Source organism: Paraburkholderia sp. BR14312 (genome assembly GCF_040948675.1).
In the GTDB taxonomy this organism is placed as follows: domain Bacteria; phylum Pseudomonadota; class Gammaproteobacteria; order Burkholderiales; family Burkholderiaceae; genus Paraburkholderia; species Paraburkholderia nodosa_A.
Genome location: NZ_JBFPKI010000005.1, coordinates 458,092 through 477,997, shown reverse-complemented (window position 1 = coordinate 477,997; position 19,906 = coordinate 458,092). Strand labels below are relative to the sequence as shown.

The following is a 19,906-nucleotide window of genomic DNA, read 5'->3' as shown; positions in this document are numbered from 1 at the left end:
TTAGCGAGTTACACAATCTGATCGAGCGGAGCAAATCATGGCAGAGACACTGGCAGGCAGCGAGACACTGGGCGCCGCTCCCGTAACGGAGGCCGCGCATGTGATTGCTACGGAAAACGAAGCGATCGCTGTCGCAACGGAGCTGGCCGCGCGGCTGGCCGTTGGCGCGGCGCAGCGCGACAGCGAGCGGCGCCTGCCGCACGAGGAGATCGAGTGGTTTTCGCGCTCGGGGCTGTGGGGCATTACGGTGCCCAAAGCGTATGGCGGCGCTGGCGTGTCTAACGTCACGCTCACGGAGGTCGTCAAGATCATTGCGGCTGCGGACCCGTCGCTCGGGCAACTGCCGCAGAATCACTTCGGCCTCGTCGATGTGATCGCCCTGACGGGCACCGAGGAGCAAAAGCGCGAGCTGTTCGGCGAAGTCATCGCCGGCAAGCGCTTTGGCAACGGCTTCTCGGAAAAGGGCACGAAACACGTGCTCGACCTGAAGACGCGCGTGCGCCGCGACGGCGATCACTACGTCGTGGACGGCACCAAGTTCTATTCGACGGGCGCCCTGTTCGCGCATTACGTTCCCGTGCTCGGGCTCGACGAGGACCGCAGGGGCTGGCTCGCCTATATTCCGCGCGGCACGCCAGGGCTCAGCGTGGTCGACGATTGGTCCGGTTTCGGCCAGCGCACCACCGCGAGCGGCACCGTGACGCTAGAGAACGTGCGCGTGCCGGCAAGGCTCGTGTTGCCCGCGCATCGCGTGTCGGAGCAGCCCACGCTCAACGGTCCGCTCTCGCAGATCATCCAGGCCGCCATCGACGCAGGCATTGCCCGCGCGGCGATCGAAGACACGCTCGCGTTCGTGCGCTCTCGCTCGCGGCCGTGGGTCGATAGCGGCGTCGAGCGTGCAAGCGACGACCCCCTGACGATCCGCGAGGTCGGCAATCTGCATATCCAGCTGCATGCCGCCGAGGCCTTGCTCGAGCGTGCGGCGCGTGTACTCGACGAACTCGCCGCAAAGGGCGAGACGACGGAGGACGACGTGGCGCGCGCCTCGGTCGCCGTGGGCGAGGCGAAGGTGCTCACGACACAAGTCGCGCTGCTGGCCGGCGAGAAGCTGTTCGAACTGGCCGGCACGCAGTCGACGCTGGACGTGCACAACCTTGACCGCCACTGGCGCAACGCACGAACGCACACGCTGCACGATCCGGTGCGCTGGAAGTATCACCTTGTTGGCAATTACTACCTCAACGGCGTCAAGCCGGCACGTCACGCCTGGAACTGACCCCATCGCACAAACGGGAACGTCATGAAGACATCGATTCAACGGCTCATTCGCAACAGCGCGCTGGCGCTCTGCACGGCGGGCCTGTTCGGCACGCTCACGGCGCAGGCGGCCACCCTGGCGGGCGCCCCGGCGCCGTTCGACAAAGGCGGCGTCAAGATCGCGCTCGTCAATTATCTTTCGGAGGGCGACTTCTTCCAGGCCTACGAGGCGGGCGCGCAGAAGCAGGCGAAGGCGCTCGGCATCGACCTGCGCATTTACGAAGGGCGCCAGGACGCGGCCGAGCAGCGCGACCAGATCCAGCAGGCGATCAATCTGGGCGTGTCGGCGATCATCGTCAACCACGGCTTGCCCGAGTCGCTCAAGGACGTCGTGCAGCAGGCGCTCGACAAGGGCATCAAGGTCGTCGCTTTCGACGTCAATCTGGCGAACCCCAGGGTCCCGCAAATCGAGCAGAGCGACAGCGACCTCGCTTCGCTGCTGCTCGCTCAGGCCGTCAAGGACAATGGCAACGCGTTTTCCGCGGGCTACGTGTACGTAGCGGGCTTTGCGCCGCTCGACCGGCGCGACGCCGTCTGGCAGACGTTCAAGCACGAGCATCCCGGCATCCAGGAAAAGGCGCGCTGGGGCACCGTGGACAATCCGATTGCGCAGTCGGTTGCCAATCAGGCGGCTGCCGCCTACCGCGCGCATCCGGATATTCGCGTGGTCATTGCCCCCTATGACGAATTTGCGCGCGGCGCCAATCTCGCGGCGAATGAATCGAACGTGGCGAGCAAGGTGCGGATCTACAGCGCGGACATCTCGACTGCCGACATCGAGGCGATTCGCGCGCCGAACAGCGCATGGGTCGCCACCGCGGCGACCAACCCCGCCGTGGTGGGCGCCGTGTCGGTGCGCGCCGCGGCGCTCGACGTGGCCGGGCAGCCGCTCGACCATCACATCCTCGTGAAGCCCACGCTCGTCACGCGCGACGATCTTGTCAAGAACGATATCCACACCATCGCGGAACTGGGGGCAAAATTCCCGGCATTCCGGGCCAGCGACGCGGCGACGGCGAACTGGATTCCCGTCGATCAGTAACCCTGATGGCGGCGCGGGCTGAGCACCCGGCGAGTTGCGCCGGGTTCCATTCCCTTCACTCCGCTGCTTTCGAGTCAATGCGTCGCGCGGGAATATTCGCGCCGACGAACCGCGCAATGACCCGCGCCACATCGGCGGGCGCTTCGAGCGGCGACAAGTGTCCCGTTCCGGGCAGGATGTGCAACGCCGCGTGCGGGATGCGCGGCAGCAGTTCCGCCTGCAGCGTCGCCACGCCATCGACCTGGTCGAGTTCTCCTGAAATGACGATGGTCGGCACGTTGACGGATGCCACCGCCTCGGTGATGTCTTCGCGCATGGCTACGTTCGGCCAGGCCGCCTTGGCCTGCGGCGCGGCCTTCAGGCTGTCCTCGATGACTTGCTCGCGGCGGGTGGCGTCGAGCGATTTCGCGGTCAGCACGTGGTCGATGACGTATTCGACCGATGCGCGCGATTGATACGCGCCGGTCAACGTCGCGCGCTGCTCGTCCGACAGGACCATCGGCGACGGCGGCGAAGGCGCCACGAGCACGAGACCTTCGAGCCCGCCCGGCCGGCGCGATGCGATCAGTTGCGCGACCTTGCCGCCCATTGAATGCCCGACAAGCACGTAGCGCTGCAGGCCCAGCGCCTCGATGACACCCTCGGCATCTGCGGCGAGATCGGCGATGCGGTAGCCGTCAGCCGGCGCCTCGGAATCGCCCCAGCCGCGGTGATCGGTGGCTACGATCCGATACCGGTCGGACAGTTCGCTCGCTACATCGTCCCATGTGCGCGACGAGCCGCCGTAGTAGTGCAGGCACACCAGCGCCAGCTCGCCGTTGCCTTGCTCCTTGACGTGAATCCGTGTGCCGTTCGACTTGATTTCCATTGCCAGGCTCCTTCCCGATTGGGTGATGGATGCATGGTAGATTCAATCCTTGGGTTCGATAATTGCCGTTGCAGTATTGTCAGTCGATAATCGGAATATCGAATTTGAGGAACCAATGGACCGACTGACGAGCCTTGGCGTCTTTGTCGCCGCCGTAGAGGAGGGTAGCCTCGCCGCGGCGGCGCGGCGCTTCGGGCTGTCGGCCGCGATGGCCGGCAAGCACGTGAGCGCAATCGAGGCCGAACTGAATGCGCGGCTGCTTCAGCGAACGACCCGGCGCCTGAGCCTGACCGATGTCGGCCGCACCTACTACGATCGCTGCAAGCGGATTCTCGAAGCGTTCGACGAAGCGAATCGGGAGGCAAGCGATTCGCAGGGCACGGCGCGCGGCGTGCTGCGCGTCGCCGCGCCGGTGACGTTCGGCGCGATGCATCTGGGTGGAGTCGTCGCGCGCTATCTGGAGGATCATGCGGACGTGAATGTGGAGGTGCTGCTGGGGGACCGCTACGTGGATCTCATCGATGCGGGCGTCGATGTCGCGATCCGGATCGGACGGCTGCAGGAACCGGGACTCGTAACGCGCCGGCTCGCAGCGTGCCGGATGGTCGTGTGTGCGTCGCCCGCGTATCTCGAGCGCCATGGCACGCCGCGCACTCCCGACGAGTTGCGGCGCGTGCAGCGCCTCGCCTTCAGCGAGGCGGTGTCGGTGGGCGACTGGACGTTGCTCGATGCGCGCCACCGCGCACACGTCATCGACGGGCCGTGCCGGCTGGCGGCCAACAATACGCAGATGCTGCTCGGCGCGGCGCTGGCGGGTGCCGGCATCGCCTATGGTCCGACCTTCGTGTTCGGCGAGCACCTCAGGCGCGGCGAACTGGTGGCGCTGCTGCCGGACTATCGCGCGACGGAACTGGCGATTCAGGCGGTGTATCCGGGCGTGCGGCGCATACCGCTCAAGGTGCGCCGGTTCGTCGATTACCTCGCCGAGACGTTTGGCGACGAACCGCCGTGGGATCGCAAGGCGGAGCCTTAGGCGAGCAGTATCGAATGGCATGTGCCGGCCGCGGTTGAATGGAGTTGTCGCCTGGCCGACAATCTTTCGGGGAGTTCGCACGCATCATGAGGACTCTCTGGAGTTCACCAAACCAACCAAGGAGCGTCGACATGGCTTCACCCTGTGTCAATGTCAAGAACGACGTGTCACCCGCCGAATGGGAGGCGCGCGTCAATCTGGCAGCTGCTTATCGCCTCACAGCGTTGTTCGGCTGGGACGATCTGGTGTTTACCCACATCTCGGCGCGCGTGCCCGGCCCGGAGCATCATTTCCTGATCAACCCGTACGGCATGATGTTCGAGGAAATCACGGCGTCCTCGCTGGTGAAGATCGACCTCGATGGCCGCAAGGTGAGCGAGTCGCCGTACGACATCAATCCCGCTGGCTTCACGATCCATAGCGCCGTGCATGCGGCGCGTGACGACGCGCATTGCGTGATGCACACGCATTCGATCAACGGCGTGGCCGTGTCGGCCCAGGAGGCGGGACTGTTGCCGCTCTCGCAGCAGTCGCTCGGGGTGTTGGCGTCGCTCGGGTACCACGACTATGAAGGCCTTGCGCTGAACGAAGCCGAAAAGCCGCGTCTGGTTCGAGACCTCGGCGACAAAATGTATCTGATGTTGCGTAACCACGGGCTGCTGACCGTCGGAAGCACGCCGGCGGACGCCTTTGTCGCGATGTACTTCTTCGAGGCGGCCTGCATGATCCAGGTGCGCGCGCAGTCGGGCGGCGCGAAGCTCACGCCAATCGCGCAGCCCATTCTCGACGGCTTCAGGCAGCAGATCGTGGCAGTGACGCGGGGCGTCATGCCAGGGGCGCTCGTCTGGCCCGGTCTGCTGCGCCGGCTCGATCGAGCCTATCCGGGGTATGCGGACTGACGTTCGAGGCGACGCGATGCCCGATCACGCCCTCGATTGACGGCATTGCGATGGGCCGGTTAGGCTCGGGACCATGCGCCCATCCAAAGTCGATCTGAATCTCTTCGTCGTGTTCGAGGCCGTCTATCGAACGCGCAACCTTACGCGTGCGGCGGAGTTGCTCTTCATCACGCAGCCCGCCGTGAGCAACGCGCTGGCGCGCATGCGCAAGGCATTCGACGATCCGCTGTTCGTGAGCACGCCGGCGGGCATGATGCCCACGCCCGTTTCCGAAAACATCATCGGGCGCGTGCGCGAGGCACTGCAGTTGCTCGATTCGAGCACCCATGCCGGTGAACGCTTCGATCCGGCCTCGTCGCAGCGAACCTTCCGGCTCAGCATGAACGATCTGACCGAGACCATGCTGCTTCCTGCGCTGGAAGAGGTGTTGCAGCGTCTTGCGCCCGGCATCCGCATCGAGAGCTACTTCACGACGCGCCGCGATGTGCCGGAAGCGCTGGCGAGCGGCGCGGTCCACCTGGCGATCGACGCGCCGCTCATCGACGATCCGTACCTGGAGCAGGAACCGATGGGCCGCGACCGTTACGCGTGCATGCTGCGCCAGGGCCATCCGTTCGCGAAGAAGAAGCTCACGATCGACGACTACCTGCGCTTCGGCCATATCCATGTGTCCAGCCGCCGGCAGGGACCTGGTCTCGTCGACACCGAACTCAACAAGCTGGGACTTCGGCGCACCATCCAGACCCGCGTTCAGCATTATCTCGTCGCGCCCCTTATCGCGATGCGCACCGATCTCGTCCTGACTGCGCCGCTCATGTTGCTCAAGCGCTATGACGCACGCATACTGGCGCTGCCGTTCGATCTCCCCGATCTCGAGACGCATGGCTACTGGCACCGCAGCGTCACGACCGATCCGGCCCATCGCTGGCTGCGCGAGCAGATTGGCCGTCTCATGCGCAAGCAGCGTCCATAGGTGTCACGAATCGTTATGGCGCGGTATCACCAGAATAAATTTCCTGAATAGCCAGTGTCCCGGTATCGTTTGCGTCATGTCTAGACGAGGTTGGCATGGCGGAACTCTACCTGGTACGGCACGGGCAGGCGTCATTCGGCGCCGAAAACTATGACGAGCTTTCCTCTTCCGGCGTTACCCAGTCGCGCTGGCTGGGCGAATATTGCGCGCAGGCGGCCCTGACGTTCGATCGCGTCGTGACCGGTACGATGCGGCGGCACGCGCAAACCGCCGACGCCTTGATCACCGCGATGGGCGGCGCGACAGTGGAGGTCGTGCAGGACGCCGATCTGAACGAGTACGATTTTCACGCCCTCTTTTCCGCGCTCGGCGAGAGCGGACTCGCGCCCGGCCTGCTCGCCGAAGGCTCGATGAAGTCCTTCTACAAGGGGCTCAAGCAGGTCTTGCAGCTTTGGTCCGAAGACAAGCTGCCCGGACGCATTCCCGAGACCTGGGGGCAGTTTCAGGCGCGCTGCGAGCGTGCGCGTCTCGCCATTCAGCGCAGCGGCGGCAAGCGCATTCTGGTGGTGAGTTCGGGCGGACCGATCGCGGTGTTTGCCCAGCAGGTTCTGCAGGCGCCGGCTGCGGCCGCCATCGCGCTCAACATGCAGATCCGCAACAGCAGCGTGAGCCAGTACGTCTTCAATGACAGCGCGATGTCGCTGGTCACCTTCAACACCTTGCCGCATCTCGAACAGGCCGAGAGGCGCGAACTCGTCACCTATGGCTGATTCGAATCCGGATTCCCGCTCCATGATGAATGCAAGTCTTCAGTTCGATGTCGATGCACTCGCGCGCTATCTGACCGCGCACGTGCCCGGCTTTCAGGGGCCGATGGTCGTCGAGAAGTTCGCCGGCGGGCAATCGAACCCCACGTTTCTTCTCGAGGCGCAAAGCGGCCGCTATGTGCTGCGGCGTCAGCCGCCCGGCGAACTGCTCAAGTCCGCGCATGCCGTGGACCGCGAATTCCGCGTGCTGAGCGCGCTCGGCGATACATCGGTTCCTGTTGCGCGGGCCTTGCATCTTTGCGAGGACCGCGACGTGATCGGCAGCCTGTTCTACGTGATGAGTTTCGAAGAGGGCGAAATCTATTGGGATCCAGCGTTGCCCGCGCTGCCCGTTGGAGAGCGCGGCGCCGTGTACGACGCGCTGATCGGCACGATGGCGGCTTTGCACGATGTGGACGTCGAGGCTGTTGGCCTCGCCGACTACGGCCGCGCGGGCAACTACTTCTCACGACAGATCGAAGTCTGGACGAAGCAATATCGTGCGGCGCAGACCGACGACCTCGACGCCATGGAAGCGCTGATCGACTGGCTGCCGGCGCATTGTCCGGCCGAAGCGGGCAAGCCTTCGCTCGTGCACGGCGACTTTCGCATCGACAACCTCATCTTCCACCGCGGCACGCCGAAGGTTCGCGCCGTGCTCGACTGGGAACTCTCCACGCTCGGCAATCCGCTCGCCGACCTCGCGTACTTCTGCATGTGCCTGCGGCTCCCGCCGAAAGGCCATATCGGCGGTCTTGCTGGCGTGGACCGGGCGGCGCTTGGGGTGCCGGACGAGGCCGCGATCGTTGAGCGGTATTGCGGCTTGCGGGGAATCGGATCGATCGGGAACTGGAATTTTTATCTCGCGTTCAGCTTCTTCCGGCTGGCTGCGATCGCGCAGGGCGTGAAGAAGCGCGCGCTGGGCGGCAACGCATCGCATGAGAGGGCGCGCCAGGTCGGTGAAATGGCCGGCGCGCTCGCGAAGTTGGGCGTCGACGTCACCTGACGCCTGGCGTTTGACGCGGATACGCGAATACATTGAGGAGACAATTGTGACTACTAATTTGTTCGATCTGAACGGAAAAATTGCGTTGGTGACTGGCGCGAGCCGTGGCATTGGCGAAGAGATTGCGAAGCTGCTGGCGGAGCAGGGCGCCCACGTGATCGTGTCGAGCCGCAAGCTCGACGATTGCGAAGCCGTGGCGTGCGGCATCCGGGAAGCGGGCGGCAGCGCCGAGGCGTATCCGTGCCACGTGGGGCGTCTCGACGACATTCAAGGCGCTTTCCAGCACATTCGCTCGAAACATGGCCGGCTGGACATTCTCGTGAACAACGCGGCGGCGAACCCATACTTCGGCCACATTCTCGACACCGATCTTTCGTCCTTCGAAAAGACGGTGGAGGTCAATCTGCGTGGCTACTTCTTCATGTCGGTCGAGGCGGGCAAGCTGATGCGCGAGCACGGCGGCGGCGCGATCGTTAACACGGCTTCCGTCAACGCGCTGCAGCCAGGCGACAAACAGGGCATCTACTCGATCACCAAGGCCGCTGTAGTCAACATGACGCGGGCATTCGCCAAGGAGTGCGGCCCGCTCGGCATTCGCGTGAATGCGCTGCTACCGGGTCTTACCAAAACGAAATTTGCCGGAGCCTTGTTCGCAGACCAGGCCATGTACGAAAGCTGGATGACGAAGATTCCGCTGCGCCGCCATGCGGAGCCGCGCGAGATGGCCGGCACCGTGCTCTATCTCGTCTCCGACGCGGCGAGCTATACCAACGGCGAGTGCATCGTCGTGGACGGCGGCCTGACGGTTTGACGATGGGAGCGGCGCGCGTCATCGACCCATGCGCCGCACGACATTCACCACGATTCAAGGAAGAGCAAGATGGACTTTGCCTATAGCCCGAAAGTCGAAGCGCTGCGCACGCAGTTGCGCGCGTTCATGGACACGCATATCGTGCCGCGCATCCACCAATGGCATGAAGAAGTGAGCGCGGGGCAGTACCCCGTTTCCTTCATGGAAGACCTGAAGGAGAAGGCGCGTGCCGAAGGCCTCTGGAACCTGTTCCTGCCGCATCTGCGCGACGACGAGCCAGGCACGCGGTTGACCAATCTCGAGTACGCACCGCTGGCCGAGATCATGGGGCGCGTGTCGTGGGCATCCGAGGTGTTCAACTGCAATGCGCCGGACACGGGCAACATGGAGTTGCTCCATATGTTCGCCACGCCCGCGCAGCGCAAGAAGTGGCTCGAGCCGCTGCTCGAAGGCAAGATTCGCTCGGCGTTTGCGATGACGGAGCCCGCAGTGGCGTCCTCGGACGCGACCAATATCACCACGTCGATTCGACTCGACGGCGACGACTATGTGATCGACGGCCGCAAATGGTTCATCACGAACGCGGCGCACCCGAACTGCCAGTTGTTCATCGTCATGGGCAAAACCGACCCGGAGGCGCCCGCGCACCGTCAGCAAAGCATGATTCTCGTGCGGCGCGACACGCCGGGCGTGAAGATCATCCGCAATATCACGGTGGTCAATCATACGGCGCCCGAAGGCCACTGCGAGATCGAATTCAAGGGCGTGCGCGTGCCGCGTTCGAATCTGCTCGGCGAAGAAGGCAGCGGCTTCGCGCTCGCCCAGGCGCGTCTGGGACCGGGGCGCATTCACCACTGCATGCGTTCGATCGGCGCCGCCGAACTTGCGCTTGAACTGATGATCGAACGCGCGCAGGCGCGCACGGCGTTCGGCAAGAAGCTCTATCAGCACGGCTCGGTTGGCGAGTGGATCGCGAAGTCACGCATCGAAATCGATCAGGCAAGGCTCTTCGTGCTGAAGGCGGCCTGGATGATCGACAACGTGGGTGCGAAGGAGGCGCGCAAGGAAATCGCCATGATCAAGGCACTCGTGCCGAGCGTGCACACGGCCGTATGCGAGCGCGCGATGCAGACCTTCGGCGCGATGGGGCTGAGCCCTGATACGCCGCTGGCGGATAGCTGGACCTGGGGGCGTGCATTGAAGTTCGCGGATGGCCCGGATGAGGTGCATCTCCAGAGCATTGCGCGCATGGAGATCAAGGCGCGGCCGTATGAGCCGGGCCATGAAAGTCCCTATCTGACGCGTTAGCGAGGGGGCTCGCGATCGCTTTGGGACGCGCCCAGCAGCGATCGCGTTTCCTCAGCAATTGACCGTTGCTGTGACTGAACTCATCCAGTTAGACACCGGGGCGCCTACGTAGGGCGATCACTCGATTTCAGCGCGCGCGCTGCGCTCGAGGTGCGCTTCGCCTTCAGCGATCAAGTCGGCGCCCATCTCCAGCACCTCGGCGAGCCTGAACAGCAACTGTTCGCGCCACGCCTCCTCCTCGTCGGCAGACGGGGAAGGCTTCGCGAGGCTCTCGATCAGCGAGTTGGCCGTTTCGACGAAGGGCAACCCGCGGCGATAACTCAGGACGGCCACCCTCGAGTCATCTGTCGCGCCCTGCAGCGCGTGCAAATACGCATCGGTATGTTGCGTCGGTGGCAACTGCATTGCCGCGGTGAGCTGGTCAATGCGTGACTGCCCATGTGAGCCGAGGTTCAGCGCGCGCTGCTGAAGGTTCTCGTACGCCCGCTAGCTCTGTTCCCGATACCGGTCGTGCTGCCTTCGGGCCGGCCGCGTGTCCGAAAGCGTGTGGCATTCGTTGCCGTTCTCCCGCCGCTTTTCAGGCGTGATCGCTGCGTTTTCTGAATTCCTCGCCGACGACACGCATGCTTTCCGCGACTGCGGGATATCCGCGATAGGGAAGGACGTTTAGCAGCGTTTCGACGATTTCCGCCTGCGTCGCTCCCGCCGTCAGCGCCGCATTCGCATGGACCCGCAGCGGCGTCTCCGTCGCTTTGCTTCCCACCGCGGCGAGCGCCGAGCATGCGGCAAGCTCGCGCGTCTTCGCGTCGAGCCCGGTACGGCTGAAGATGTCGCCGTAGGAGTGCTCGACGATGGCGCGGCCGATATCCGGGGCCAGGTCGTTGAAGCTGTTGACCACGGCCTCGCCCGCCTGGGCAGAAGTCGTGGCGAGTGTCGCCAATCCGCGTTCGCTGCGAGCCTTGCGAGTTTCGGAGACGATGGCATTCGCGCGTACCCGGCCGCCTGCTCGTTCTTTCTCTTTCTGCTCCGGCTTCGTGAAGACGGCGTTCGCAACCCCAAAGGCATTTAAAGCGCTCGGGAACCCGGCATAGACGGCCAGTTGCATCAGGGCTTCGGTGATCTCGGTGCGGGACAGGCCCGACTTGAGCCCGGCTTCGATATGAAGGTGGAGCAGATCGCTGCGATTGCCAGCTGCCGCGAGCATCGAGATGATCGCGATCTGTCTTGCCTTTGGATCGAGTCCCTCGCGGACGAAGATCTCACCGAACACGAACTCGACCGCCCAGTGGGAGAGCTCGGGTGAAGTGCCTTCCAGCTTTTCCATGTACTCATCAGGATTAGCCATCAAGTCGTCGAGCACCTCGAGACCCCGCTGATATCGCGCAGTGCCGTCGTCGGACACTGGGGCTATCGGATCGAAAGCCAGACCGCGCTCCAGAAAGATCTCGCGAACGATGCCCACGGCGTTGATCGAGACCGGAAACCCCAGGATGGCAATCGCCTGGAACAGCATTTCGACCAGTTCTGCCGGCTCTCCGCCGGTATTGAGGAAGCCGGTCATGTGATATTTCAGCTGCGGCTGCACGCTGCCATGGGCCATCAGCGCGGCAACGGTGGCGATCTGGCGAAGGCGCAGATCCAGCCCCGGCCGCGACAGGATGTCTCCATAGGCAAATTCAACCGTGAATCGTGCCAAATCCGGGGCAACCTGCGCCAGACGGTGGACCGGGATATCATAGCCCGCGCCACCGATCCTCTTCAGCACCTCGATACCCCGGGAATGACGTTCTGCACTGGTTTCGCCAGCGGAAGCACCCAACAAGGCCGTCATGCCTGTCTGAGCCGTAGATCCATTCATCGGTGTTTCGCCTTCGGCCGCTGCCAGCGTTCCGGCTGCGGCGATCCTCTGCAGAAAGTCCCTGCGCTTGTACGTATCCATGTCTGATTTGCTCCTTCTCGAAGTCGGTGGAACGAAGCATACGGGCAGGAAGATGCAATGGGCCAAGACCAAATTCGTGATACCTTTTCTGCATGAGGATACGAATCGATCTACGCCAGTTGGAGTGCTTCGTTGCAGTGGCGGAGGAAGGCACCTTCCGCGCCGCGGCCGAACGACTGCACATGTCACAACCGCCTCTAAGCCGCCAGATCAAACAGCTCGAGAGCGAACTCGGGGTGACGTTGCTCAATCGCGATTCGGCGGGCGCGGATCTTACGACGGCGGGCAGCGCATTCCTGAAGGGGGCAAGGAAGACGCTGCTTCAAGCCGCAGAGGCGATCGAAACCGCACGACGGCATTCGAAGGGAACGCCCCGACAGCTCAGGGTCGGTTATACCAAGGTCTTCGACCCGGAGGTCTTTCCTTCCCTCGAGCCTGCCTTCAAGAAAGCGGTTCCTGGCGGGTCGCTGGCTTTCGTTGCCGCCATTTCCGTCGAACTTATCCGGCGCCTGCAGCGTGGCGCGCTCGATGTCGCCTTGATCGGACTGCCCAGCGCAACAGGGGAGCTTGTGGTTGAACCGCTGCACAAAGAGCCGCTGGTCGCGGTAATCCCCGTGCGGCATCCGCTCGCGCGGCACAAAGTTCTGTCGATCGCGCAGTTGAATGACCAACCCCTGTTCTGGCCGCAGCGCCGAACAAATCCCGGATTCTTCGATCACTACGAGGAAGTGTTCGCGAAGCTCGGACATGCGCCGAGCCGCAGACTGACGGAACCCGCGGATCACCACCTCCTGCTGGCCGAAGTGGCAAGCGGACGGGGCATCGGCTTCATACCGAAGTCGATGACGAAGGTGCGGCGCGCCGGTGCGACTTTCAGGCCGCTCAAGGAAGGGGAATTCTGGATCGGATTCGGCCTCGCCTACAGGAATGCGCAACACGCATCAGAGTTGGATGCGTTGTTACGCATCGTGCGGCGCAAAATGGCGTTGCTCCCTTAGGGCATGGAATAGCCACGGCCGTGCCGTTCGTCCTGTGTCGCTTCTGGCGCTGGGGCGGCGCCCAGTGGACCTGGGAAAACCGTGTGCCGGATAAGGAAGACGTCGTGTGCTGGTGCGCCGAGCGCTTCCAGCGAGTAGAGAAAGCTCTCGCGAACGTCTGCTTCGCGGTGAAGTCCACCTGGCGATCGAGTGTGCGGAACTGGCCGAGTCTTGCCACCTCTTTGCAGATCGGAATCAGGAAGGATTCGAAGCGCCTCATGCCGGAAGGCGCTATTCCGGCGATTTCAACCGTTTCGCATGCGTGCAACTAATGCGACCAGGCGAGCATTCATTTCCTTGGCCGGCAAGTGTGCGAGCCAGCCGTGACCAGGAAGCAGCCATTCGAAACGATACATGGCGAGCTTGCCGAGCGATTCGGTGAGCTCGGCCCATGAGTACCAGCACGCGTCCCTGAATGCGACGAGGTCCTGCTCGCGTGGGCTCCAGGCAAGCGAATCACCGGAGCAGAGAATGCGATCGTCGAGGAGATACACGACGCTACCCCGCGTGTGACCGGGCACGGGGACTGCCTGTACGCCGGCCGCAATGGTCGGCGCCGACACGTCGTCGAGTAGATCGGTTGCATAGGGGGCAGCCGAGCTGTCCTCCCGGTGAATCCAGACGCGCGCGCCGAATCGGCGCGCGTATTTGTCCGCGTCTGCGACGTCGTCGCGATGCGACAAAAGAATGTGTGCGATGCCACCGGCGTCGTCGAACCATTTGACGAGCTCGGCCGTGTAGCGCGGTGAGTCGATCAGCAGATTGCCGTCAGCGCGCGAGGCAAAATACGAATGTGCACCAAACGATGAGCGTGAGTTGAATCCACAGCGCCACACGCCCGATGTGATTTGCTGCGGAAAGATCACCGCGTTCGGACGAAGCTGCTTCGTTTCGCTGCGTACCGATGCCGTTGGGCATACGAACACCGCCCGCCAGGCAGCAAGCTGCTCTTCCGGCGTGCCGGGCTGGCGAACGAAGATACTTTTGTCGTTTCGCTCGACGATCAGCCCAGGCGCGACATGACGCGATGCACCGCAATTGATGCACGCTGTGTCGATGTACCACTCCCCTGGGGCGGAGTCGGTATTACGTGGTGGCTTCATTCGATGCTCGGGTCCTGACAACGCATGGCAAGCTCACAGTCCCATCATAGACCTTTCAACCACAAGGACACGACCGGAGCAACGGAAGGAAGTCGGAGCCGCGACCTTTGTAGCGCTTCACCTCTTGAGTAACCGCTATTGCACGGTATTGGGGCCGCCTGCGAAGGCGCCAGAGGGCGCCCTGCTGTCTTGCTTGCTGCTCGCTCTCAGAAAAGAAACACCCGCCCTTGCGGACCAACGACTTCATCTCTTCGCTTACCGAAATGCCTGCCGGATTCCCAACGCAATCATGAGCCCACCACATGTGAGGTCGATCCATGACTTCGCGCGTCGATACGCCGTCGCAATCGCCGCGTGCGATAGGACGAGCGCGACTGCTCCGTACCAGCACGTCGCTGTTGCACCGACGGTAGCAAGCATCGCGAAAAACGTCGGCATGGGAACGTGCGTGGGCACCGCTGAGGAAAACACCGCCGCATAAAAGGCGATGGACTTCGGGTTCGCGATATTTGTCGCGATACCTTGCAGGAACGCGGCACGAAACAGGGGCACCTTCGTTGGGTGACGTGTTTCGGAGGGGGTTGCCCGTGCCGACACAATGAGCCGCACACCGAACCCGATCAGATAGGCCGCGCCAGCAAGCCTGATACCGACAGCGAGCCACGGGAAAATAGCGAACACCATGCCGATACCAAGAATGGCGCAAGTCGCCCAGAACAGATTCACCGTCACGATCCCGGCGACAAGCGCGAGCGCGTCGGAGCGTCTGCCGGCTACCGCCTTCTGAGTGATTGCGACGAAGTTCGGCCCAGGTATGACGACAGCTGCCGCATAGACGGAAAAGACTGTCGCAATAGCAGACGAATTAACCATTTGTAGCCTCAGTGAATTGGCCAGCCAGTATTCTGAAGCAATTCACGACTGCCCGCTGTTGGCCGCATGGGCTGCGGAACATCAAGGGGAGTCAATCTGGGCCATACAGGACGCCACGCACCATAAACACGCCGCATTCAACGCATTGAAAGTGCGGTTCGCCGTCCAGCCCGTGCCCATACGACCTGAACCGACATACGTGAATCCTGCCTTTCCATTTCCTTTCACGACTAGCCGGTGCGGATGCGCGCGCAATGCGCGCCAGCGTTGCCGGTCTGCTCGCATCTACATGGCTCATTCATCAGTTCCTGCGAGTTCACCCTTGCCCGACCAGGGAAGTGTGTAGCCCTATGGGACGGCGCAGAATGCGCTTCGACTTATGAATTCCCTGTGGCGAGCTTAGGGAATGATTCTTAAGGCTTCCTTATCTTGCAGTCGTGACAATGTCCCCTGGCTCCAGCGGATGACTCGCCGATGCCATTGACATGCTGGCTGACGCGAGCGCCTACGCGACAGGTTTGCTAGCGATATCGCGCACCGGCTTTTCAGGCGCCGGCGTGCGCGACTGGGTGACATCGTGTTGTTCTCTTCGGCGTCTGTCCGTCTTACGCAGTTAAACAGCGAGGGCGATTTGCTCGCGCAGCCAGCGATGCGCGGGGTCGCGATGCGAGCGCTCGTGCCAGAGCATGCACATTTCGTAGCCGGGTACCTCGACAGGCGGTTCGACCACGCGCAGTGCCGTGCTTGCGCGCACGAGCCGCCACGGCAGCATCGCTACCAGGTCGCTGCGTTCGAGTACGGAAATGACAAAGAGGAAGTGCGGAACGGAGAGCACGACGCGCCGCGTGAGTCCGGCTTGTGAAAGCGTTTCGTCGGTGATGCCGCGAAATCCGCCGCCATCGGGCGAGACGATGACGTGCTCCAGTGCGCAGAACTGCTTGACGCCCGGACGGCGCTTGAGGCGCGGATGGTCCGCGCGGCCCGCGAGCACGTAGCGCTCGGTGAAGAGCGCGCGTCGGCGCAGGTTCTCGGGTGCGTCGCTGGTGGTATGGAAGGCCAGATCGATTTCGCCCTGCGCCGCCTGCTTCGCGACGCGCGCCGGCGCGAGTTCCACCACGGCAAGGCGCGTATGCGGCGCGGCCTCGCGCAAGCCGCGCAGCGCCGGCAACGCGATGGTGGACTCGCCATAGTCGCTCGCGGCCACGCACCAGGTATCGTGGGCGCTGGCGGGATCGAACGGGCTCTCGGGCGCAATGGCGCGCTCGAGCGACTCGAGTGCCTCGCGCAGGGGTTCGCGCAAGGCGAGCGCGCGTGCCGTAGGCTGCATGCCGCGTGGGCCTGGCAGCAGCAGTGGATCGCCCAATATCTCGCGCAGCCGCGCGAGATGCACGCTAACCGACGGTTGCGAGAAGTTCAGGCGCCGCGCCGCGCGCGTGACGTTGTGCTCGGCGAGCAGCACGTCGAGCGTGACGAGCAGGTTGAGGTCGAGGCTGCGTAAATTAGCGGACATAATGGCTGGTATTCTCGTTATTCATTTTCACTATAGCAGCCGGGCAACTAAGCTGGGTTCGTACCACATCACGGAGCCCTCCCCATGAATATCCTGCTCGTCTATGCGCATCCCGAGCCGAAGTCGCTCAACGGCGCGCTCAGAGATTTCACCGTGCGGCGTCTCGAGGCGGCGGGGCACGCCGTTCAGGTGTCCGACCTCTATGCCATGAACTGGAAAGCGGCGCTCGACGCTCAGGACAGCGTCGAACGCCGGAGCGACACGCCGTTTGATCCGTCGCTCGATTCGAAGCACGCTTTCGAGAACGGCCTCCAGACCGGGGACATCGCGCAGGAGCAGGCCAAACTCGTGTGGGCCGATACGCTCATCCTGCAATTTCCGCTCTGGTGGTTCTCCATGCCTGCCATCCTCAAGGGCTGGGTGGAGCGTGTTTTCGCGTACGGCTTCGCTTATGGCGTGGGCGAGCACTCCGACGTGCGCTGGGGCGACCGCTACGGCGAAGGAACGCTGGCCGGCAAGCGCGCGATGCTCGTCGTGACGATGGGCGGCTGGGCGTCGCACTACGGGCCCCGGGGCGTGAACGGCCCGATCGACGACATTCTGTTCCCGATCCATCATGGCGTGCTCTATTACCCGGGCTACGACGTGCTGCCGCCGTTTCTCGTGTATCGCACGGGGCGCATGGACGAGGAGCGCTATGCGCAAACACGCGACGCGCTCGGCGCTCGCCTGGATGCGCTGGCGCAGACCGAACCGATCGCTTTCCGCAAGCAAAATGGCGGTGCGTATGATATTCCGGCACTCACGCTGCGTGAGGACGTTGCGCCGGAACGCACGGGGTTTGCCGCGCACGTTGCGTAAGCGGGTGGGGCGGCGTTCGCGGGCCCCGCGTTCAATCGGAAAACGATCCCCTGGCGCCCCATGCGCCGGTCGTAGCTGGCGGGCGTCATGACCACGGTGCCCGGTGGCGCCGCGTAGTAGGGCATCCCGCCAGTGGCGGCAGACAGGCCCAAACGCCCGCGAGCGCGAGACGCCTCGATGCGGAACCTGCCGTTGAATGTAGTTGACGCTCACCTCTCGGACTCATCGTAATTTACCTCACGCATCCATCGTTCGAATTCCTAAAAGCTGACCGCCAGCCCGAACGACACGCCGCGCACGTTGTGGCCAAACACATAGCGGACCATCGCCCGCGTTCGGGTAATGATGACGGGATGCGCGCTGCTGTCGAGTTCCAGCCCCACGCCCAGCGAAGTGAGTTCGTTGAAGCCGAGCACCCCGGCGCTGTCGCCGAAGTAATGCGAGTAGGCGAACTCCAGCACGTAGCGCACCGGCTTGTCGAGCGCGTGCCAACCCGTCGGCGCGCGCCAGCGCGTCCAGAGGCTCACTTGCTGTGCCATCGCAGAACCTTGAACGGCTTCAGAACTCCCGCCGAAGCTGCGCAGGTAGATATCGGTCGCGCGTAGTTCTGCATCGATTTCGTAGTTTTCTCGGTAGTGCTCATAGTCGAGCATGAGCGAGCCGCCGTAGCCATACGCGTCCAGATAGCCGTTATTGAGGAACTGGAGATTGCTGTCCGTGACATGGTTGAACAGCGTTTGTCCGATTCGCAGATCGCTGGAAACACGGCCAATCGTGCCGTTTATGATCGGGCGAAACACGAGTTCGTTGGTGATGCGGAAGTCCCAGCCAAGCCCCACCGTGCCGCTGAAGGTATTCCACCTGGTGGGCACAGCGCGTGTCTCGGTTCCGTCGGTCGCGATGAACGTCGGGTCGTAGCGGCTATAGGCGATCGTGCCTTCCATGTACAACGGAAACGACCGGCTCAGCGTGAAACCACCGCCTAGCTGTGTTTGCCCGAAGCCCGGGTTGCCGGTGGTGCCGTTGTTGATCGAAAGCGAGCTGGTGGTGACGTCCGGCACCGTGGTGTAGGTCATGATGGACAGCACGGCGTCCGCATGCTGCTTGATGTTGCCGCCTATCACGGTCTGGTTCGACAGCTGGCCCGGTACGTTCTGCGCGTGCGCATGCCACGGCAACACTGCGGCGAGCATCGCCACGCCAGTCTTCACTAGCGCGATGCGCAGTTGCAGCCAACGGACGGTGGTGTTCGTCATGTTCGATCCTGCCGGGTCCCGATGCCCGATTGGGTCTGATTACACCTGCTCGAATTCGCTTAGAGCCTTCTCACACGCGATTGCGCATGGTGTGAGGCCGCCTTCACGCCGACCAGTCCGCGCAGTAGCAGCCCGCCCAGAAGCAGGCGCCGGCCCGATTTCAGCAGGATTTCGCGTGCGTTCGGGGCATGGTCCGCGCTCGTTGACGCATCGTTCATGGCGTATTCCTCTTGAGTGCGGTTGCACCGCGCCGTGCGAAACGCTCGACTATCTGCAGCATCAGACACGCGTAAGCGGTGACGGCGAGAAAGAGCGCCATGCGCACGGCAAATGCGCGGAACACGTCCTTGCCCGCCACGCTGTCCTCGACCGACTGACCCAGCAGAATGATCATGGTGACGAGACTGTTCAGCCAGAAGCCGGACGAGTAACGCGTAGGGCGGATGCGATATAGCTTGCGCGCCACGAGCAGACCGAACAGCAGCATCCAGAGATAGAACATCCAGATATTCACGAAGAGCCTGAGCGCAAACCAGAACGCGACGGCGAGCAGTCCGCCGAGCGCCGTGGAGCCGAGCAGTTCGCGCGCTGCGCCGCGTGCCGACGTGGTGCAGGTTTGCCTGCCGAGGCTCACGGACTTCATGATGATCGGCATGTAGCTCGCGGGGTCGTTCATCGCCAGCAGCCAGGCGGGCATGACCACGAGCGCGGCCTGCAAGGCGATGCGCGACGCTGCGTCCGGCGGCATGACGCGCGCGGCGGGTTTGGCGCCCGCACCCGCGGCGCCGGGCTCGGGAAAGAGCGCGTGACTCAGGACCGAGACGAGCACCGCGAGTAGCAGTCCCTTTACGAGCGCGCCGACCACCGTGGCCGCGAGTTGCTGGTCGGCCACGCCTGCCGCGCTGATCATCGTGAGGCCTGCCGCGAGGAATGTCGCCACGAGATTGTTGCCGCCACGCAGGCCGGCGCGGAACGCCAGGAAGAGACAGAGGCCGACGAGCAACACGCCCCCGAACGCGTAATAGCGCAGAACGGGGACGAGCAGCAGGCCGCTGCCCGTCGTGAGCGCAACGACTACGGCGAGAACGAGCGCCGCCTTGAGCGAAAGCGGCCGGTTCTGCGTCACCAGCAGAAAGACGGCGAGCACCGGCGCGATCACCGGAATCGGAAAGTCGAGCGCGAAGCTGACGGCAAGCGTGAGCGCCGTGCCGGAGGCCACGCGTAGCGCGCGGCGGCCGGGAAGCGATGGGCTCGTTTGCATGGG

The 19,906-nt window shown here is 63.5% G+C and carries 21 protein-coding genes; 12 read left to right on the top strand and 9 right to left on the bottom strand.

Features of this window, described 5'->3' with window-relative positions; translation table 11 throughout:
• Positions 1 to 37 precede the first annotated feature (37 nt).
• Complete coding sequence (locus AB3X98_RS17170; RefSeq protein WP_368602085.1) at positions 38 to 1,276, top strand: SfnB family sulfur acquisition oxidoreductase; 1,239 nt, start codon at positions 38 to 40, stop codon at positions 1,274 to 1,276.
• 24 nt (positions 1,277 to 1,300) lie between these two features.
• Positions 1,301 to 2,359 (top strand): substrate-binding domain-containing protein, encoded by a 1,059-nt coding sequence (locus tag AB3X98_RS17165; protein ID WP_368602086.1) that lies wholly within the window; start codon positions 1,301 to 1,303, stop codon positions 2,357 to 2,359.
• 55 nt (positions 2,360 to 2,414) lie between these two features.
• Here the strand turns inward: AB3X98_RS17165 and AB3X98_RS17160 are convergent, their stop codons facing one another.
• Complete coding sequence (locus tag AB3X98_RS17160; protein ID WP_368602087.1) at positions 2,415 to 3,227, bottom strand: alpha/beta fold hydrolase; 813 nt, start codon at positions 3,225 to 3,227, stop codon at positions 2,415 to 2,417.
• Positions 3,228 to 3,342: 115 nt separating this feature from the next.
• Between AB3X98_RS17160 and AB3X98_RS17155 the strand changes: the two genes are divergently transcribed.
• From AB3X98_RS17155 to AB3X98_RS17125, 7 genes are all read left to right on the top strand, one after another.
• Positions 3,343 to 4,260, top strand: a complete 918-nt coding sequence (locus AB3X98_RS17155; RefSeq protein ID WP_368602088.1) for a LysR family transcriptional regulator — start codon at positions 3,343 to 3,345, stop codon at positions 4,258 to 4,260.
• 131 nt (positions 4,261 to 4,391) lie between these two features.
• Positions 4,392 to 5,159: a class II aldolase/adducin family protein gene (locus tag AB3X98_RS17150; protein ID WP_069266807.1), complete on the top strand. Its 768-nt coding sequence runs from the start codon at positions 4,392 to 4,394 to the stop codon at positions 5,157 to 5,159.
• A 73-nt stretch (positions 5,160 to 5,232) separates the two neighbouring features.
• Positions 5,233 to 6,132: a LysR family transcriptional regulator gene (locus AB3X98_RS17145; RefSeq protein WP_368602089.1), complete on the top strand. Its 900-nt coding sequence runs from the start codon at positions 5,233 to 5,235 to the stop codon at positions 6,130 to 6,132.
• A gap of 95 nt (positions 6,133 to 6,227) precedes the next feature.
• A complete protein-coding gene (locus tag AB3X98_RS17140; protein ID WP_368602090.1) occupies positions 6,228 to 6,902 on the top strand; it encodes a histidine phosphatase family protein in 675 nt (224 codons plus the stop codon).
• A gap of 22 nt (positions 6,903 to 6,924) precedes the next feature.
• A complete protein-coding gene (locus AB3X98_RS17135) occupies positions 6,925 to 7,944 on the top strand; it encodes a phosphotransferase (RefSeq protein WP_368602091.1) in 1,020 nt (339 codons plus the stop codon).
• Positions 7,945 to 7,990: 46 nt separating this feature from the next.
• Complete coding sequence (locus AB3X98_RS17130) at positions 7,991 to 8,755, top strand: SDR family oxidoreductase (RefSeq protein WP_368602092.1); 765 nt, start codon at positions 7,991 to 7,993, stop codon at positions 8,753 to 8,755.
• Positions 8,756 to 8,824: 69 nt separating this feature from the next.
• A complete protein-coding gene (locus tag AB3X98_RS17125) occupies positions 8,825 to 10,063 on the top strand; it encodes an acyl-CoA dehydrogenase family protein (RefSeq protein ID WP_368602093.1) in 1,239 nt (412 codons plus the stop codon).
• 117 nt (positions 10,064 to 10,180) lie between these two features.
• Here AB3X98_RS17125 and AB3X98_RS17120 read toward each other — a convergent pair whose 3' ends face one another.
• Together AB3X98_RS17120 and AB3X98_RS17115 are read right to left on the bottom strand one after the other, a co-directional pair.
• The gene (locus AB3X98_RS17120) at positions 10,181 to 10,462 is read right to left on the bottom strand and encodes a hypothetical protein (RefSeq protein WP_368610288.1); all 282 of its coding nucleotides are present in this window, start codon (positions 10,460 to 10,462) and stop codon (positions 10,181 to 10,183) included.
• Between the two features lie 178 nt (positions 10,463 to 10,640).
• A complete protein-coding gene (locus AB3X98_RS17115; protein WP_368602095.1) occupies positions 10,641 to 12,002 on the bottom strand; it encodes a carboxymuconolactone decarboxylase family protein in 1,362 nt (453 codons plus the stop codon).
• Between the two features lie 92 nt (positions 12,003 to 12,094).
• Here AB3X98_RS17115 and AB3X98_RS17110 point away from each other — a divergent pair, with 92 nt between their 5' ends.
• Both AB3X98_RS17110 and AB3X98_RS17105 read left to right on the top strand, forming a co-directional pair.
• On the top strand, positions 12,095 to 13,000 hold the full coding sequence (locus AB3X98_RS17110) for a LysR family transcriptional regulator (RefSeq protein WP_368610287.1): 906 nt from the start codon (positions 12,095 to 12,097) through the stop codon (positions 12,998 to 13,000).
• A gap of 20 nt (positions 13,001 to 13,020) precedes the next feature.
• Positions 13,021 to 13,311 (top strand): hypothetical protein, encoded by a 291-nt coding sequence (locus AB3X98_RS17105; protein WP_368602097.1) that lies wholly within the window; start codon positions 13,021 to 13,023, stop codon positions 13,309 to 13,311.
• Here AB3X98_RS17105 and AB3X98_RS17100 read toward each other — a convergent pair.
• From AB3X98_RS17100 to AB3X98_RS17090, 3 genes are all read right to left on the bottom strand, one after another.
• The gene (locus AB3X98_RS17100; protein WP_368602098.1) at positions 13,285 to 14,142 is read right to left on the bottom strand and encodes an MBL fold metallo-hydrolase; all 858 of its coding nucleotides are present in this window, start codon (positions 14,140 to 14,142) and stop codon (positions 13,285 to 13,287) included. The genes AB3X98_RS17105 and AB3X98_RS17100 overlap by 27 nt on opposite strands.
• Before the next feature lie 255 nt (positions 14,143 to 14,397).
• Positions 14,398 to 15,015 carry a LysE family translocator gene (locus AB3X98_RS17095; protein WP_368602099.1) on the bottom strand — a complete coding sequence of 206 codons (618 nt, stop codon included), beginning with the start codon at positions 15,013 to 15,015 and terminating at the stop codon, positions 14,398 to 14,400.
• A 613-nt stretch (positions 15,016 to 15,628) separates the two neighbouring features.
• Positions 15,629 to 16,525 (bottom strand): LysR family transcriptional regulator, encoded by an 897-nt coding sequence (locus AB3X98_RS17090; protein WP_368602100.1) that lies wholly within the window; start codon positions 16,523 to 16,525, stop codon positions 15,629 to 15,631.
• 84 nt (positions 16,526 to 16,609) lie between these two features.
• Between AB3X98_RS17090 and AB3X98_RS17085 the strand changes: the two genes are divergently transcribed.
• The gene (locus tag AB3X98_RS17085; protein ID WP_069266797.1) at positions 16,610 to 17,386 is read left to right on the top strand and encodes an NAD(P)H-dependent oxidoreductase; all 777 of its coding nucleotides are present in this window, start codon (positions 16,610 to 16,612) and stop codon (positions 17,384 to 17,386) included.
• A 260-nt stretch (positions 17,387 to 17,646) separates the two neighbouring features.
• Here AB3X98_RS17085 and AB3X98_RS17080 read toward each other — a convergent pair whose 3' ends face one another.
• The 3 genes from AB3X98_RS17080 to AB3X98_RS17070 all read right to left on the bottom strand — a co-directional run bounded on the left by AB3X98_RS17080 (position 17,647) and on the right by AB3X98_RS17070 (position 19,903).
• Positions 17,647 to 18,579: a hypothetical protein gene (locus AB3X98_RS17080; protein WP_368602330.1), complete on the bottom strand. Its 933-nt coding sequence runs from the start codon at positions 18,577 to 18,579 to the stop codon at positions 17,647 to 17,649.
• Positions 18,580 to 18,701: 122 nt separating this feature from the next.
• Entirely contained in the window at positions 18,702 to 18,860 is a 159-nt protein-coding gene (locus AB3X98_RS17075) for a hypothetical protein (protein ID WP_368602101.1), read from the bottom strand.
• Positions 18,857 to 19,903, bottom strand: a complete 1,047-nt coding sequence (locus AB3X98_RS17070) for a DUF2955 domain-containing protein (protein WP_368602102.1) — start codon at positions 19,901 to 19,903, stop codon at positions 18,857 to 18,859. The genes AB3X98_RS17075 and AB3X98_RS17070 overlap by 4 nt, the downstream gene beginning before the upstream one ends.
• Positions 19,904 to 19,906 lie beyond the last annotated feature (3 nt).

Excerpts from the sequence above, each read along its gene's own strand:
- AB3X98_RS17170 (WP_368602085.1), top strand. The coding sequence starts at position 38 with ATGGCAGAGACACTGGCAGGCAGCGAGACACTGGGCGCCGCTCCCGTA.
- AB3X98_RS17165 (WP_368602086.1), top strand. The coding sequence starts at position 1,301 with ATGAAGACATCGATTCAACGGCTCATTCGCAACAGCGCGCTGGCGCTC.
- AB3X98_RS17160 (WP_368602087.1), bottom strand. The coding sequence starts at position 3,227 with ATGGAAATCAAGTCGAACGGCACACGGATTCACGTCAAGGAGCAAGGC.
- AB3X98_RS17155 (WP_368602088.1), top strand. The coding sequence starts at position 3,343 with ATGGACCGACTGACGAGCCTTGGCGTCTTTGTCGCCGCCGTAGAGGAG.
- AB3X98_RS17150 (WP_069266807.1), top strand. The coding sequence starts at position 4,392 with ATGGCTTCACCCTGTGTCAATGTCAAGAACGACGTGTCACCCGCCGAA.
- AB3X98_RS17145 (WP_368602089.1), top strand. The coding sequence starts at position 5,233 with ATGCGCCCATCCAAAGTCGATCTGAATCTCTTCGTCGTGTTCGAGGCC.
- AB3X98_RS17140 (WP_368602090.1), top strand. The coding sequence starts at position 6,228 with ATGGCGGAACTCTACCTGGTACGGCACGGGCAGGCGTCATTCGGCGCC.
- AB3X98_RS17135 (WP_368602091.1), top strand. The coding sequence starts at position 6,925 with ATGATGAATGCAAGTCTTCAGTTCGATGTCGATGCACTCGCGCGCTAT.
- AB3X98_RS17125 (WP_368602093.1), top strand. The coding sequence starts at position 8,825 with ATGGACTTTGCCTATAGCCCGAAAGTCGAAGCGCTGCGCACGCAGTTG.
- AB3X98_RS17115 (WP_368602095.1), bottom strand. The coding sequence starts at position 12,002 with ATGGATACGTACAAGCGCAGGGACTTTCTGCAGAGGATCGCCGCAGCC.
- AB3X98_RS17110 (WP_368610287.1), top strand. The coding sequence starts at position 12,095 with ATGAGGATACGAATCGATCTACGCCAGTTGGAGTGCTTCGTTGCAGTG.
- AB3X98_RS17100 (WP_368602098.1), bottom strand. The coding sequence starts at position 14,142 with ATGAAGCCACCACGTAATACCGACTCCGCCCCAGGGGAGTGGTACATC.
- AB3X98_RS17095 (WP_368602099.1), bottom strand. The coding sequence starts at position 15,015 with ATGGTTAATTCGTCTGCTATTGCGACAGTCTTTTCCGTCTATGCGGCA.
- AB3X98_RS17090 (WP_368602100.1), bottom strand. The coding sequence starts at position 16,525 with ATGTCCGCTAATTTACGCAGCCTCGACCTCAACCTGCTCGTCACGCTC.
- AB3X98_RS17085 (WP_069266797.1), top strand. The coding sequence starts at position 16,610 with ATGAATATCCTGCTCGTCTATGCGCATCCCGAGCCGAAGTCGCTCAAC.
- AB3X98_RS17080 (WP_368602330.1), bottom strand. The coding sequence starts at position 18,579 with ATGCTCGCCGCAGTGTTGCCGTGGCATGCGCACGCGCAGAACGTACCG.
- AB3X98_RS17075 (WP_368602101.1), bottom strand. The coding sequence starts at position 18,860 with ATGAACGATGCGTCAACGAGCGCGGACCATGCCCCGAACGCACGCGAA.
- AB3X98_RS17070 (WP_368602102.1), bottom strand. The coding sequence starts at position 19,903 with ATGCAAACGAGCCCATCGCTTCCCGGCCGCCGCGCGCTACGCGTGGCC.